Source organism: Planosporangium spinosum, from assembly GCF_049999945.1.
Taxonomy (GTDB): Bacteria; Actinomycetota; Actinomycetes; order Mycobacteriales; family Micromonosporaceae; genus Planosporangium; species Planosporangium spinosum.
On sequence record NZ_JBLYUB010000021.1, the window covers coordinates 56,819 to 70,407 of the forward strand.

The following is a 13,589-nucleotide window of genomic DNA, read 5'->3' on the forward strand; positions in this document are numbered from 1 at the left end:
ATGCTCCGGCTGCCCTGGCTGTCCCAGCACCTCGCCGCACTACGCGTGCTGCTCGTGTTCACCGTGCTCACCGGTGTCGCCTACCCACTGGTAGTCACCGCCGTCGCCCAGCTCCCCGGACTGTCGCACCAGGCAAACGGCTCGCTACTCACCGACGGGCACCGCACCGTGGGCAGCGCCCTCATCGGCCAGTCCTTCACCGACGCCCGCGGCAAACCCCTCGCGCAGTACTTCCAGTCCCGCCCCTCGGCGGCCGGAACTGGCAACGGGTACGACCCGACCGCCAGCGGCGCCTCCAACCTCGGCCCCGACAACGTCGTCGACCGCGGCCCGGACAAGCCCAGCCTGCTCACCCAGATCTGCGACCGCAGCCGGGCAGTCGGCGCCCTGGAAGGGATCGACGGGCGCCGCCCGTACTGCACGGCCGGTGGGGTCGGGGCGGTGCTCGCGGTGTTCCGGCGCGGTGGCGTCACCGGGCCGGTGACCCGGGTGGTCAGCCTCAACGAGACCTGCCCGGCCGTATCGTTCGTCACCCGCTACCTCGGCGTCGCCGTGGAGTGCGCGCACCCCGGCGTGGACTACTCCCGCGGTATCGTCACCCCGGTACGCGGCGACGCCCCAGCCGTGCCGGCCGTGCCCCCAGACGCGGTCACCGCCAGCGGCAGCGGCCTCGACCCGCACATCAGCCCGGCGTACGCGCGACTGCAGGCGGCACGGGTGGCCCGGGTCCGCGGCGTCGACGTCGCGGCTGTGCTGAAGTTGGTCGACGCGCACACCACGGGCCGGGCCCTCGGGTTCCTGGGCCAGCCGGCGGTCAACGTCGCCGCGCTCAACCTCGACCTGGACCAGCGGTACCCGTACCGCAGGTGACGCGCGGCGTCGGGCGGCCGGCGCGGAAGGGAGCGGCGAAACATGGCTCGCGGTCAGCTGCGCGTCTACCTCGGCGCCGCCCCCGGCGTCGGCAAGACCTACAAGATGCTCGAGGAAGGCCAGCGTCGCCGCGAGCGTGGCACCGACGTGGTCGTCGGCTTCGTCGAGTGCCACGGCCGCAAGCACACCGAGGCCCTCGTGGACGGCCTGGAGGTGGTACCCCGCAAGACGATCACCTACCGGGGCGCGGCGTTCACCGAGATGGACCTCGACGCCGTGCTCGCCCGCCGCCCACAAGTCGCGCTGGTCGACGAGCTGGCCCACACCAACGTGCCTGGCTCGGGCAACGCCAAACGGTGGCAGGACATCCAGCAACTCCTCGACGCCGGTATCGCCGTCATCACCACCGTCAACATCCAGCACCTGGAATCGCTCAACGACGTCGTCGCGCAGATCGCCGGGGTACCGCAACGCGAAACCGTCCCCGACGAGGTCGTGCGCCGGGCCGAGCAGATCGAACTGGTCGACATGACCCCCGAGGCGCTGCGCCGGCGGATGGCCCACGGCAACGTCTACACCCCGGACAAGATCGACGCGGCACTCAGCAACTACTTCCGCTTCGGCAACCTCACCGCGCTGCGCGAACTGGCCCTGCTGTGGCTGGCCGACAAGGTCGACGAACAGCTCGACCGCTACCGCGCCGAACACCACATCGACACGACCTGGGAGACCCGCGAACGGGTGGTCGTCGCGCTCACCGGCGGCCCCGAGGGCGACACGCTCATCCGCCGGGCCACCCGCATCGCCGACCGCAGCACGGGCGCGGACCTGCTCGCCGTGCACGTCGCCCGCGGCAGCGGGCTGGCCGGCGCCGACCCGGCGCACCTGGCCCGCCAACGCGCGCTCGTCGAAAGTCTGGGCGGCACCTACCACCAGGTCGTCGGCGACGACATCCCGGCCGCGCTGCTCGACTTCGCCCGCGGCGTCAACGCCACCCAGCTCGTGCTCGGCGCCAGCCGCCGCGGCCGCCTCGCGCAGCTCTTCTCCCCCGGGGTGGGGGTGACCACCACCGCCGAGTCCGGCCCGATCGACGTGCACCTGGTCACCCACGAGGAGGTCAAACGCGGTCGGGTGCCGATCGCCCTCACCCGGGGACTGACGCTGCGTCGGAGGCTGGCCGGGTTCGCCCTCGCCGCGGTCGCGCTCCCGCTGCTGACCGCCGCGCTCACCCAGCTGCGTGGCCAATTGACGCTGTCCAACGACATCCTGCTCTACCTGGCCGCCGTCGTCGCGGTTACGCTCGTCGGCGGCCTGTACCCCGCACTGCTGGCCGCGGTCGCCGGGTTCGCGCTGCTCAACTGGTACTTCACCCCGCCCATCCACGAGTGGACCATCGCCGAGCGAGAGAACATCCTCGCCCTCGCGGTCTTCCTGCTGATCGCGGTATCGGTCAGCACCGTCGTCGACCTGGCCGCCCGACGCACCAGCGAGGCCGCCCGCGCCCGCGCCGAGGCCGGAACACTGTTCACCCTCGCCGGCAGCGTGCTGCGCGGCAGCCGCCCCCTGCCCGCGCTGCTCGACCAACTGCGCGAGACCTTCCAGCTGACCGGCGTCACCCTGCTGGAGCGCCGCCCCGACGCCCGACCCGGCCCGGACGTGCAGCGCGACCCCGCCGCCTGGCGGGTAGCGGCCGCCGTCGGCGACCAGCCGTGCCTGACCCCGGCGCAGGGCGACGCCGACGTCGCCGTCGACGACCAGATCGCCCTGGTGCTGCGCGGACACCCCCTCGCCGCCGCCGACCGGCGGCTCGTCGAGGCGTTCGCCGCCCAGGCCGCCATCGCGCTGCGCCAGGAACGCCTCGCCGAGCAGGCCGCCGCCGTCGGACCGCTGGCCGAGGTCGACCGGCTGCGCACCGCCCTGCTGTCCGCCGTCAGCCACGACCTGCGCACCCCGCTGGCCTCGGCGAAGGCCGCGGTCAGCAGCCTGCGCAGCCCCGACGTGGAATTCAGCGACGCCGACCGCGACGAACTGCTCGCCACCGCCGAAGAATCCCACGACCGGCTCGGCCGGCTGGTCGACAACCTGCTCGACATGAGCCGCCTGCAGGCCGGCGCCCTGGCTGTGTTCCCGCAGCTGATCAGCCTGGCCGAAGCCATTCCCGCCGCCGTCGACGAGCTCGGCGACGCCGGCCGCGCCATCACCCTCCGCATCCCCGACGGCCTGCCCGAGGTGCGCGTCGACCCGGCCCTGTTCGAACGGGCCCTGGTCAACGTGCTGTCCAACGCGGTCCGCTACAGCCCGCCCGACCATCCCCCGATGATCACCGCCAGCGCGCACGGCGGCCAGGTCGAGGTACGCGTGATCGACCACGGGCCGGGCGTTCCCGCCACCGACTGGGACCGCATCTTCGCGCCCTTCCAGCGCCTCGGTGACCGCGACAACGCCACCGGCGTCGGCCTGGGGCTGGCGCTGTCCCGCGGCCTGGTGGAAGCCATGGGCGGTACCCTGAATCCGGACGTCACCCCGGGCGGCGGGCTCACCATGATCCTGACGCTGCCGGCCGCCCCACCGCCAGCTGACCGCAGCTTCGACCGGGCCATCCTCGAGCCCCTCGACTCCTCGCCGGCTAGCAGTGACGGAGCCACCCCATGACCCGCGTGCTCATCGTCGATGACGAACCGCAGATCCTGCGCGCCCTGCGCATCAACCTGCACGCCCGCCACTACGACGTCGTCACCGCCGCCGACGGCGCCGAAGCCCTACACGCCGCCGCCACCCACCGCCCCGACCTGGTCATCCTCGACCTCGGACTGCCAGACATGGACGGCGCCGAGGTCATCCGCAAGCTGCGCACCTGGACCCCGGTCCCCATCCTCATCCTCTCCGGACGCCTAGACAGCCGCCAGAAAGTCGACGCCCTCGACGCCGGCGCCGACGACTACGTCACCAAACCCTTCAACGTCGACGAGCTGCTCGCCCGCGTCCGCGCCGTCACCCGACGCCTCACCAGCCCGGAGGTACCACCAGGCGCGCGTATCGGCCGCTACACCATCGACCTCGCCAGCCACCGGGTGCAAGCCGACAACGGCACTACCGTCCACCTCACGGCCACCGAATGGCAGCTGCTGACCGTGCTGATCCGCAACCCCGGCAAGCTGGTCAGCCAACGACAACTGCTCCAGGAGGTCTGGGGACCCACCTACAAAACCGAAACCCAGTACCTGCGCCAGTACATGGTTCACCTGCGCCGCAAACTCGAATCCGACCCCAGCCGGCCCTGTCACCTGCTCACCGAACCCGGCATGGGCTACCGGTTCCAGCCCTGATCGCACGACGGGTTCGTCCATCGCCGGCGGCGCTGTGATCCGGGCGTTGTGCGGATATCAACGCAGGAGGGCGGTAGCGTCGATGACCTCGGCCAGGTACTCGGGGCACTCCTCGGTGGTGAGGTGACCGGCGTCCGTCACCACGCCGAGGCCGACGCCCAACTTCTCCCGGAACGCCGCCCGAAGCCGCGCGGTGGGCAGGAAACAGTCCTGCTCACCGACAATTACCGCACACGGCACATCCCGCCACCGCTCCACCATGGCCAGCGGCAACGGCGAGGGCGCACCGCTGCTGCGGCTGTGCCGGGCCACCAGCGTCATCCATTCCACGTGCGCGTCGCTCGGCTCGTGCACCGTACCTCGCGATCGGTCCTGGCCGGGCTGGAGCGGCGCGGGAAAGATGTCTGTAGGCAGTTCACCCGGAGAGCGGTCCGGACTGGCTGACAGACGCCGCACTTGATCGAGCGTGGTAACAGACGTGGTAACAATGAAGATCACGAAGTGGCGGACGAGATGGCATGGGGAGACAGTGAAGAGCCGAAGACTGCCGTTCTGTCCGTTTCTATGTAGCTATCAGCACTGTCCAACATGGCATAGCAGAATCGTTATATAGCTGGGGGTCAAGGGGTCGTCGGTTCAAATCCGGCCGTCCCGACGCAGGTCACAGGCTTGATCCAGATCTTTGGATTGACCCTGGGGACCACGTTGATCTTTGCTGGGCGTTCCTGGCGTACCTTGACCGGCGGTCAAGAAAGCAGACTGGTCACGATGGCCGCGCCGGCGGCGAGTACCGACCGTCCGCGATGCATCGCGCTGAGCGGGACAGTTGTTAGGCAGTTACGCCGGTCGAGCTTCAGACCGTGACCTGCGGCGGCACCTACTGTGACCACACCTTCCCGATCTCGGCGGCGACCGCGGTGCCTTGGGCGCGTCCAGCTCGTGCGGCGTCGGCCCTCCGCGTGATGTCCATGGGGTTTCGGCCCATAGCCCTGCGCGACGCCCGGTCGGGAACCACCAGGGCCACCCGCGTCGTCTTCTCCAACTCCGCCACCTGGGCCTTGACGCTGGGGATCGGGCCGGAACCGCTCGCTACAGGCGAAATCACGAGGACCCGGTCATAGCCGGTAGCGAGGTCAGCGTTGGCACACGAGGCGACGCCACCATCGATGTACACCCGCCCGCCAATCCGAACTGGAGGCCGAAATCCAGGTGCGGCCGCGCTCGCGGCCACCGCGTCGATCAGAGAAACCTCGCCGTTGTTGGAGAAGGGGACTCGCTCGCCCGACGCCGCGTCCACCGCGATGATCATCAAGAGCTGGTCGGGCCAGGTGTGCACCGGCAGTCGGGCGGCGATCTCTTCGCGCTACTCGACTGCCGGCTGGGTAGCGGCTGCCAACGCGAACTCACCGACACGCACGCGGTACCGGTGCTGCTCGCGGTTGCGCAACAAGAGCCACGCCAATCGGAGCATGGCCGACACGGGCGCCTTGGTCGCAGCCGGTCCACCCCCGTCGAGTTGGGTGAGGTACAGCCGCTCCAGGCCAGCGCCGGTGGAGACCTGGGCTCCGACCAGTGCGCCTGCCGACGTACCGATTACCGCGTCAGCCGCAGTGATATCGAGGTGGGAGTCAGCCAGCCCAGCAAGGATGCCTGCCTCCCAGGCAAGTCCGGTCGCCCCACCGCCGCCCAGCACAAGTGCCCTGCCGCCCATGCGCGCCTCCCCATAGATTCGCGACGGTCAGTATCGCGCACCGCCGGTGCATGTGCAGTCCCGAGGCTTTTCCGCCACCACCGGTACAGATCCCTCGCTGAGAACGCGAAGCATGCCGGGGCATGCGTGGGCCACAAGCAGAGGATCAGCCGGGGTAGCTCAGGTCACAGGAGACCGCGATGATCAGTGTCAGTGCCGGCCGGGACGCAATCCTCATGCAATTCCCAAGCTGACGCTACGTGCTGAGGCTTCCGGGCGGTCCGGGCGCACGCGGAGAGTCGGCGGCCCGGGAAGCCGCCCGGCCTCCCGGTGGTCGGCCGGCCGGGAAGCCGGATTTCTGCTGCCGGCAAGCCGCGTACCCGCGCTTGGTCGGCCGGGACTGCTGGGGACCATCCGGGGACCACACGTTGTGCGCGATGCCGAACGTGCAGCACCTCGCGACACGTCAGTCGGGGAGGTATAGCGCGTTTGACGTGCGGGAACGTGTAGCGCAACGTCCTGGGGGTCAAGGGGTCGTCGGTTCAAATCCGGCCGTCCCGACGCAGGTCACGGGCTTGATCCAGGTTTCTGGTTGCGCAGCTGGATGCGGGCGGTGGGTACCTCGATGACGTCGCTCATCGGCGACACCGCCAGATTCTCGTTGACCGCGGTCAGCAGGACAGCCGACAGCGCCTCGCCGGCACGCAGCCAGGCCACGGGATCGTCGGCGTCACCGGCGAGCACCGCGTAGGTCGCCGCCTCGTCGTGGCCGTGCCCGGGGCGAGCGCGCCGGTGCCCTCGATACCGAACTCTCGTACCGGCACGACGCGGGGCATTGGCGGAGTCGCGGTGTCGGCTGGTACGCCGGATCCGCCGGCTTCCGCTTCTCGGGTCCAATGGGCGAGTTCGGAGCGGTAGGCCAGTTCGGCGCTCTGCACCGTCTGGGCGCGGGATACCGCGGCCGCTAACGCTGGGATGTCCTCCGCGCGCATCAGGTACAGGTGAGCCCCTTGGCCTTCGGCGGCGTCGCGGAGTCGGCCGAGCGCGTCGGCCGATACGGGTTGGTCGGTGAACAGTCGCCGGTCGGTGTGTCGGATCAGCGTGGCCTGGTAGCGCCGGATGTCGGCCGGTGTGGGTGCGCGATGGCCGGTGATCCGGATACGCGAGAGTAGGTCGGGGCGGGCCGGGTCGGGTAGCCGGTCAACCGCGTCGGTGCGGCCCTCGGCGGCTAGGGCTGTGCGGGCGTGGTGCAGGGCGATTCCGCAGCTGAGTGTGGTCAGCCGGTGGTCGGGGTCGGTGACCGGCAGCTGGCGGTCCGGGTCGGCTGACAGCTCGAGGATGTCGGGTCCAACACGCCAGCGCCAGGGCTGAGTGTTGAAGATCGACGGTGCGCGCAGCGCGGCTTCCGCCGCCGTTGTGAGCGCGTCGGTGGCGGTGGTGGGCATGGCGTGGCCTCCTCGTCGGGGTCGTATCCGCAGCGTCGGCTGCGCGACGGTGATGCCCCTAGAGTCACTTGTGACCACAGCCTGAGGACCTTCGACCCTAACCGCTGGCGGGCATGCTCGGGTCGGATGGAGGTGACCGTCCGGAGGGACGCGCTATGCCCATGCTGCTGAACTCGCTCCAGCCGCTGGTCGCGACCCTGCGCGAAGACGGGTACCGGGTGGTCGGGCCGACGGTCCGGGACGGCGCGATCGTGCTGGCCGAGATCGACAGCGCCGACGCGCTGCCCTACGGCTGGGGCGTCACCCTTTCCCCGGGCGGATACCGGCTGCGTGAGCGCGATGATCGGGCGGCATTCGCCAACTCGGCCGGGCCGCAGTCGTGGAAGCAGTTCCTGCACCCGCCGCGTCAGCAGCTCTGGTCGGCGGAGCGCGAGAGTGACGGCAGCTTCACTGTCACCGAGCCGGCGTACGAGCCGCCCCGGTACGCGTTCCTCGGGGTGCGCCCGTGTGATCTGCGGGCGATCGCCGTGCTGGATCACGTCCTCGGTGCCGGGGCGGACAGCCGGTACGCCCGGCGGCGGGAGGGGATCTTCATCGTCGCGGCCAACTGCACCGAGCCGGGGGAGACCTGCTTCTGCGTGTCGGCCGGGGGAGGCCCGGGCGCCGAAGACGGCTACGACCTGGCCCTGACCGAGCTGGCCGACGGCGACGGTCTCCGGTACGTGGTCGACGCCGGCAGCGACGCGGGCCGGTACCTGCTCGACCGGCTGCCCCATGAGGTTGCGGAGCCGGACGACACGGCCCGCGCCCGGAAAGCGGTCGAGGTCGCGGCCGAGCGGATGGGCCGCACGCTCCCGGCGGCCGACCTGCGGGCGCTGCTGGCCGGTACCCTCGAGGCGGCCCGGTGGGACGACGTGGCGGCCCGCTGCCTGTCCTGCGGGAACTGCACGATGGTGTGCCCGACCTGCTTCTGCACGAGCGCCGAGGACACGACCGACCTCACCGGGGATCACGCCGAGCGGTGGCTGCGCTGGGAATCCTGCTTCGACCTGGACTTCTCCTACCTGCACGGCGGCCCGGTGCGCTCGTCGCGGCGCAGCCGGTACCGGCAGTGGCTGACTCACAAGCTGGGCACCTGGCATGACCAGTTCGGCGAGTCCGGCTGTGTCGGCTGCGGCCGGTGCATCGTGTGGTGTCCGGTGGGAATCGACATCACCGAGGAGACGCACGCGCTCGCCGCCGAGTACGACGCCGCGACGGGCGGGTGCCGCGGAGGCGACTGCTCGTGCGGGGAGCGGTGATGGAGAGCGCGTACGACCTGCTGGCCGCGAGTGCGTTCCTGGCCGGGTTGCCCGATGATCATCTCCGGCTGCTGTCGCGGCTGGCGAGCCGGTGTGTGCTGCGCACCGGCAGTCGGGTGTTCTCCGAAGGCGGCCACGCCGACCGGTTCTGGTTGATCAACTCCGGGCGGGTCGACCTCGACACGCACGTGCCCGGACGGGGTGACGTCGTCGTGGAGACGCTCGGCCCCGGCGCGGTGCTCGGCTGGTCGTGGCTGTTCCCGCCGTACCGCTGGCACTTCGGCGCGTTCGCGGTGGAGACCACGTCCGCGGTCAGCCTGGACGGTCCCGGGGTGTGCCGGCTCTGCGCCGAGAACCCGGAGCTTGGTTACCAGCTGACCAGCCGGTTCACGCAGGTGGTCGTGGAACGGCTGCAGGCGACCCGGATGCGGCTGCTGGACCTGTACAAGGTGCCGTCGTGACCATGATCCCGCTGCCGTACCGGGTCGTCGGGCGCCGACAGGAGACCTCCGACAGCGTGACCCTGACCCTGGAACCGGTCAAGCAGGCGATGGCGACCGCGCGGCCGGGGCAGTTCAGCATGGTGTACGCGTTCGGCGTCGGCGAGGTGCCGATCTCGGTCAGCGGGCGGCCCGACACCGGCCGGGTCGTGCACACGATCCGGGCCGTCGGCGCGGTGACCCGGGCCCTGCACGACTCCCAGCCGGGGCAGGTACTGGGGCTGCGCGGCCCGTACGGCACCGACTGGGGATTGCCCGTGCCGGAGGGAGCCGATCTCGTCATCGTCGGCGGTGGCGTCGGTCTGGCGCCGCTGCGGCCGGTGGTCTACCACGCGATCGACCAGCGAGCGCGCTACCGGCGCGTTGCGGTGCTGATCGGCGCCCGCACCCCGGCGGATCTGCTCCACCCGGCCGAGTACGACGAGTGGCGGGCGGCGGGCGCCGAGGTGGGCGTGACCGTCGACCGGGCGGACACGAGCTGGACCGGGCACGTCGGCGTGGTCCCCGCCCTGCTGGCCGACCTGGAGTTCACGCCGGAGGAAGCCGTCGCGTTCGTGTGCGGCCCGGAGGTGATGATGCGGTTCACGGCACGGGCGCTGCTCGGGCGAGGCGTGCGACCGGCGGCGATCCGGGTGTCGCTGGAGCGCAACATGCACTGCGGCACCGCGCTGTGCGGGCACTGCCAGCTCGGCCCGCTGCTGCTGTGCCGCGACGGTCCGGTCGTGGGCTACGACCGGGCCGAGCCGCTGATCATAGTCAAGGAGCGGTGATGAGCACTCCTCCCACGCTCGCCGTGTGGAAGTTCGCTTCCTGTGACGGCTGCCAGCTCACCCTGCTCGACTGCGAGGACGAGCTCCTGCAGATCGCCGGCGCCGTGCGGATCGCACACTTCCTGGAAGCCTCGCGTGCCGCCGTCGAGGGGCCCTACGACATCTCGCTCGTCGAGGGCTCGGTCACCACGCAGGCCGACGCCGACCGCATCAGGCGGGTCCGTGACCAGTCCAAGATTCTGGTGACGATCGGCGCCTGCGCCACCGCCGGCGGGGTCCAGGCCCTGCGCAACTTCGCCGACGTCGAGGAGTTCCGGGCGGTCGTCTATGCCCGGCCGGAGTACGTGGCAACTCTGGAGCGCTCCACGCCGATCGCCGCCCACGTCCCAGTCGACTACGAACTGCGCGGCTGCCCGATCGACCGCACCCAGCTGGTGAACACCCTCGCGGCCCTGCTGGCCGGTCGGAAACCCGATTTGCCGATGCACAGCGTCTGCTTCGAGTGCAAGCGCCGCGGCACGCCCTGCGTGATGGTGGCGAAGGGAACGCCCTGCCTCGGCCCGGTCACCGCGGCCGGCTGCGGCGCGCTCTGCCCGGCGTACGGCCGGGGCTGCTACGGCTGCTTCGGCCCGGCCGCAACGGTGAACGCGGAGGCGCTGACCGCGCAGTTCCGGGTGCTCGGCATGCCGGAGGCGGAGATCGAACGGATCTTCGCGACGTTCAACGTGGCCGCGTTCGACGCCGCCACCGCGCCCGGAGCACCAGAGGAGCATGCGGCGCCGGCGTTCCTCGGCATGCCACAGGTGAGGAGATCTCATGACGCACCGGGGTGACCGGTCGCTGCGTGTGGGGGCGCTGGCCCGGGTCGAGGGCGAGGGCGCCATGCGGGTACGCGTCGACGAGGGACGCGTCACCGACGTTGCGCTGGAGATCTACGAGCCGCCGCGCTTCTTCGAGGCGATGCTGCGCGGCCGCGGCTACACCGAGCCGCCGGACATCACCGCCCGCATCTGCGGGATCTGCCCGGTGGCCTACCAGATGTCGGCCTGCCAGGCCGTCGAGGACGCCTGCGGCGTCACGGTGGACGCCCGCGTAGCCGACCTACGCCGCCTGATGTACTGCGGCGAGTGGATCGAAAGCCACACGCTGCACATCTACCTGCTGCACGCGCCCGACTTCCTCGGCTACCCCGGCGTGGTGGAGATGGCCCGCGACCATCGCGCGGTCGTCGAACGCGGCCTGGCGCTCAAGAAGACCGGAAACGCGATCATGTCGCTGCTGGGCGGGCGGGCCATCCACCCGGTCAACGTCCGGGTCGGCGGCTTCTACCGGGTACCGACCCGCGCCGAGCTGATCGCACTGGTCGAGCCGCTGCGCCGGGCCCGCGACGACGCCTTGGCCACCGTGGAGTGGGTGGCCGGTTTCGAGTACCCGGACTTCCACCATGACCACGAGCTGCTCGCTCTGGTCGAGCCCGGCCGGTACGCGATCGAGCACGGCACCCCGACCACCGACCGGGGGTGCGAGTTCCCGGTGGCCGCGTTCGACGAGTTCGTCGTCGAGGAGCAGGTGTCGCACTCCACCGCCCTGCACGCCCGCCTGAACGGCCGCGGCGGCTACCTCACCGGCCCGACCGCCCGGTACACGCTCAACCGGCGGTGGCTGTCACCGCTGGCACGGCAGGCCGCCGACGCCGCCGGACTCGGTGCCGACTGCCGCAACCCGTTCCGCAGCATCGCCGTCCGGGCAGTCGAGGTCGTGTACGCCGCAGACGAAGCGCTGCGGCTCATCAACTCCTACGAGCCACCGGCCGCGCCGGCGGTGGACGTGCCGCCACGCGCCGGGGTCGGCTGCGGCGCCACCGAGGCGCCGCGGGGGACGCTGTTCCACCGGTACGTCCTCGACACCGACGGCACGATCACCAGCGCGCGCATCGTCCCGCCCACCTCCCAGAACCAGGCCAGCATCGAAGACGACCTGCGCCGCTTTGTCGCCGCCCGGCTGCACCTCGACGACCATGCCCTGACCCACCAGTGTGAACAGGCGATCCGCAACTACGACCCGTGCATCTCCTGCGCCACCCACTTCCTCGACCTCACCGTGGAGCGCGCATGATCGTGATCGGCGTCGGCAACCCGTACCGGCGCGACGACGGCATCGGTCCGTACGTGATCGAGCGGCTGCGGGAACGGGGTGCGACCGACGAGGTTCTCGCGGCCAGCGCCGGCGAGACCACCGAGCTGATCGACCTGTGGGACGGCCAGGACCTCGCCGTCGTGGTCGACGCCGTCCGCGCCGCGCCGGCCCACCCCGGCCGGATCCACCGCCTGACCGTGGCCGACCCGCCGCCGGCCGAGCGCTGCCGCGCCGCCCACGGCCTCGACCTCGGCGACGCGGTCGAGCTGGCCCGCGTACTCGGGCGGCTGCCCCGGCGGCTCGCCCTGTACACAGTGGAAGCGGCCGACATCGACTACGGCGTCGGGCTGACACCCGCGGTTGTCGAAGCGGCCGGGTACCTCACCGACGAGATAGAGCAGCTCCTCACGACGAGCGGGCTGCTGCCCGGGTATCAGGGACGATCGCGACCGGGCAGTTGGCGTGGTGCAGCACCGCCTGGCTGACCGAGCCCAGCAGCAGGCCGGTGAACCCGCCCCGGCCACGGGAGCCGACGACGACGAGTTGGGCGTCTCTGGTGGCGCCGATGAGCGCCCGGCGGGTCGGGCCGCGAACGAGCCGGCGGCGTACCGGCACGTCCGGGTACTTGTCGCGCCAGCCGGCGAGCGCTTCGGCCAGTACCCGATCCTCCTCGGCCTCGACGATGGCGGCGTCGTAGACCATGGGCAGCACGTCGCCGGGTTCGGCGCGTACCGGCGCGGTCCAGGCGTGCAGGGCTGTCAGAGCCACCCCGCGCAGCGCCGCCTCCTCGAAAGCGAACCCGACGGCCGGCTCGCTCGCCGATGAGCCGTCGACTCCGAGCAGCACGTCTCCGGCGGCATCGGCATGTCCACGCGCAATGAGGACCGGGCAGGCGGCGTGCGCGGCCAACTGCACGGCCACCGAGCCCAGGACCAGGCCGGTGAACCCACCGAGCCCGCGGTCGCCGACGACCACGAGTGACGCGGTACGCGACTGCTCCAGCAGGGTGGCGGTCGGCGCTCCGTTCACGGCCTCGCTGGTGACCGTCAGGGTCGGTGCGGCGGCCCGGGCGCGGTGGGCGGCCTCTCGCGCGATCCGCTCGGCGTCGCTACGCAGATCGGCGCCCAGTCGGCTCACCGCCGACGTGCCGACGGGAACGTCCACGTACGGCCAGATGTAGGCGTAGACCAGATGCAGGGGAGCGTTGCGGAGCCTGGCCTCCCGCGCGGCGAGATCGACAGCGGCCAGGCTGGGGGGTGAACCGTCCACCCCGACGACGACCCGGTGGTTCATTGTTTCTCTCCCTTCGGCGAGCGTGTGAACGTTCGGACCTGCGGCGGGCGGAGAAGCGGCTGAAGATGACGGCCAGGGCGACCGCGAGGATGGCGACCAGAACGACGGGCAACACGTAGAGCAAGGGGGCGCCGTAGAACCAGGACATCATCGGCGTCATCCGGCCAGCGCCTTCTTCGCGGAGTCCGGTTCCGTCGAAACCAGCCTCGGCCTGAACTCCGTGGCGATAGCAGGGCCGGCCGTCCCGGCCGGTGATGA

At 71.2% G+C, this 13,589-nt stretch carries 14 protein-coding genes; 9 read left to right on the forward strand and 5 right to left on the reverse strand.

What is annotated here, in order from left to right; translation table 11 throughout:
• From ACNTMW_RS24835 to ACNTMW_RS24845, 3 genes are read left to right on the forward strand one after another with little or no spacing between them, the layout of a single operon-like run.
• On the forward strand, window positions 1–870 hold the full coding sequence (locus tag ACNTMW_RS24835) for a potassium-transporting ATPase subunit C (protein WP_426636188.1): 870 nt from the start codon (window positions 1–3) through the stop codon (window positions 868–870).
• 42 nt (window positions 871–912) lie between these two features.
• Window positions 913–3,522, forward strand: coding sequence for a DUF4118 domain-containing protein (locus ACNTMW_RS24840; RefSeq protein ID WP_426636189.1), 2,610 nt, complete (start codon window positions 913–915; stop codon window positions 3,520–3,522).
• Window positions 3,519–4,196: a response regulator gene (locus ACNTMW_RS24845; protein WP_426636190.1), complete on the forward strand. Its 678-nt coding sequence runs from the start codon at window positions 3,519–3,521 to the stop codon at window positions 4,194–4,196. Before ACNTMW_RS24840 ends, ACNTMW_RS24845 begins: the two co-directional genes overlap by 4 nt.
• 57 nt (window positions 4,197–4,253) lie before the next feature.
• Here ACNTMW_RS24845 and ACNTMW_RS24850 read toward each other — a convergent pair whose 3' ends face one another.
• From ACNTMW_RS24850 to ACNTMW_RS24865, 4 genes are all read right to left on the reverse strand, one after another.
• Entirely contained in the window at window positions 4,254–4,694 is a 441-nt protein-coding gene (locus ACNTMW_RS24850; protein ID WP_426636191.1) for an alpha/beta fold hydrolase, read from the reverse strand.
• A 379-nt stretch (window positions 4,695–5,073) separates the two neighbouring features.
• Entirely contained in the window at window positions 5,074–5,505 is a 432-nt protein-coding gene (locus ACNTMW_RS24855) for a patatin-like phospholipase family protein (RefSeq protein ID WP_426636192.1), read from the reverse strand.
• 948 nt (window positions 5,506–6,453) lie between these two features.
• Window positions 6,454–6,603: a hypothetical protein gene (locus tag ACNTMW_RS24860; protein WP_426636193.1), complete on the reverse strand. Its 150-nt coding sequence runs from the start codon at window positions 6,601–6,603 to the stop codon at window positions 6,454–6,456.
• Window positions 6,558–7,409 (reverse strand): Acg family FMN-binding oxidoreductase, encoded by an 852-nt coding sequence (locus ACNTMW_RS24865; protein WP_426636195.1) that lies wholly within the window; start codon window positions 7,407–7,409, stop codon window positions 6,558–6,560. The genes ACNTMW_RS24860 and ACNTMW_RS24865 overlap by 46 nt, the downstream gene beginning before the upstream one ends.
• 77 nt (window positions 7,410–7,486) lie before the next feature.
• Here ACNTMW_RS24865 and ACNTMW_RS24870 point away from each other — a divergent pair, with 77 nt between their 5' ends.
• The 6 genes from ACNTMW_RS24870 to ACNTMW_RS24895 are packed head-to-tail and all read left to right on the forward strand — an operon-like array spanning window position 7,487 to window position 12,523.
• The gene (locus ACNTMW_RS24870; protein WP_426636196.1) at window positions 7,487–8,632 is read left to right on the forward strand and encodes a 4Fe-4S dicluster domain-containing protein; all 1,146 of its coding nucleotides are present in this window, start codon (window positions 7,487–7,489) and stop codon (window positions 8,630–8,632) included.
• Window positions 8,632–9,093 carry a cyclic nucleotide-binding domain-containing protein gene (locus ACNTMW_RS24875; protein ID WP_426636197.1) on the forward strand — a complete coding sequence of 154 codons (462 nt, stop codon included), beginning with the start codon at window positions 8,632–8,634 and terminating at the stop codon, window positions 9,091–9,093. Before ACNTMW_RS24870 ends, ACNTMW_RS24875 begins: the two co-directional genes overlap by 1 nt.
• Before the next feature lie 2 nt (window positions 9,094–9,095).
• Window positions 9,096–9,902: an FAD/NAD(P)-binding protein gene (locus ACNTMW_RS24880; protein WP_426636242.1), complete on the forward strand. Its 807-nt coding sequence runs from the start codon at window positions 9,096–9,098 to the stop codon at window positions 9,900–9,902.
• Window positions 9,902–10,735 (forward strand): NADH-quinone oxidoreductase subunit B family protein, encoded by an 834-nt coding sequence (locus tag ACNTMW_RS24885; RefSeq protein WP_426636198.1) that lies wholly within the window; start codon window positions 9,902–9,904, stop codon window positions 10,733–10,735. The genes ACNTMW_RS24880 and ACNTMW_RS24885 overlap by 1 nt, the downstream gene beginning before the upstream one ends.
• Entirely contained in the window at window positions 10,719–12,017 is a 1,299-nt protein-coding gene (locus tag ACNTMW_RS24890) for a Ni/Fe hydrogenase subunit alpha (protein ID WP_426636199.1), read from the forward strand. Before ACNTMW_RS24885 ends, ACNTMW_RS24890 begins: the two co-directional genes overlap by 17 nt.
• Window positions 12,014–12,523 (forward strand): hydrogenase maturation protease, encoded by a 510-nt coding sequence (locus tag ACNTMW_RS24895; RefSeq protein WP_426636200.1) that lies wholly within the window; start codon window positions 12,014–12,016, stop codon window positions 12,521–12,523. The genes ACNTMW_RS24890 and ACNTMW_RS24895 overlap by 4 nt, the downstream gene beginning before the upstream one ends.
• Here the strand turns inward: ACNTMW_RS24895 and ACNTMW_RS24900 are convergent.
• On the reverse strand, window positions 12,444–13,331 hold the full coding sequence (locus ACNTMW_RS24900; RefSeq protein WP_426636201.1) for a universal stress protein: 888 nt from the start codon (window positions 13,329–13,331) through the stop codon (window positions 12,444–12,446). The two genes, ACNTMW_RS24895 and ACNTMW_RS24900, sit on opposite strands and share 80 nt — an antisense overlap.
• Between the last annotated feature and the right edge of the window lie 258 nt (window positions 13,332–13,589).

What these genes read in the sequence shown, in the direction of transcription:
- ACNTMW_RS24900 (WP_426636201.1), bottom strand. Translation starts at nt 13,331, where the DNA reads ATGAACCACCGGGTCGTCGTCGGGGTGGACGGTTCACCCCCCAGCCTG.
- ACNTMW_RS24855 (WP_426636192.1), bottom strand. Translation starts at nt 5,505, where the DNA reads ATGATCATCGCGGTGGACGCGGCGTCGGGCGAGCGAGTCCCCTTCTCC.
- ACNTMW_RS24895 (WP_426636200.1), top strand. Translation starts at nt 12,014, where the DNA reads ATGATCGTGATCGGCGTCGGCAACCCGTACCGGCGCGACGACGGCATC.
- ACNTMW_RS24845 (WP_426636190.1), top strand. Translation starts at nt 3,519, where the DNA reads ATGACCCGCGTGCTCATCGTCGATGACGAACCGCAGATCCTGCGCGCC.
- ACNTMW_RS24840 (WP_426636189.1), top strand. Translation starts at nt 913, where the DNA reads ATGGCTCGCGGTCAGCTGCGCGTCTACCTCGGCGCCGCCCCCGGCGTC.
- ACNTMW_RS24885 (WP_426636198.1), top strand. Translation starts at nt 9,902, where the DNA reads ATGAGCACTCCTCCCACGCTCGCCGTGTGGAAGTTCGCTTCCTGTGAC.
- ACNTMW_RS24875 (WP_426636197.1), top strand. Translation starts at nt 8,632, where the DNA reads ATGGAGAGCGCGTACGACCTGCTGGCCGCGAGTGCGTTCCTGGCCGGG.
- ACNTMW_RS24870 (WP_426636196.1), top strand. Translation starts at nt 7,487, where the DNA reads ATGCCCATGCTGCTGAACTCGCTCCAGCCGCTGGTCGCGACCCTGCGC.
- ACNTMW_RS24880 (WP_426636242.1), top strand. Translation starts at nt 9,096, where the DNA reads ATGATCCCGCTGCCGTACCGGGTCGTCGGGCGCCGACAGGAGACCTCC.
- ACNTMW_RS24835 (WP_426636188.1), top strand. Translation starts at nt 1, where the DNA reads ATGCTCCGGCTGCCCTGGCTGTCCCAGCACCTCGCCGCACTACGCGTG.
- ACNTMW_RS24890 (WP_426636199.1), top strand. Translation starts at nt 10,719, where the DNA reads ATGACGCACCGGGGTGACCGGTCGCTGCGTGTGGGGGCGCTGGCCCGG.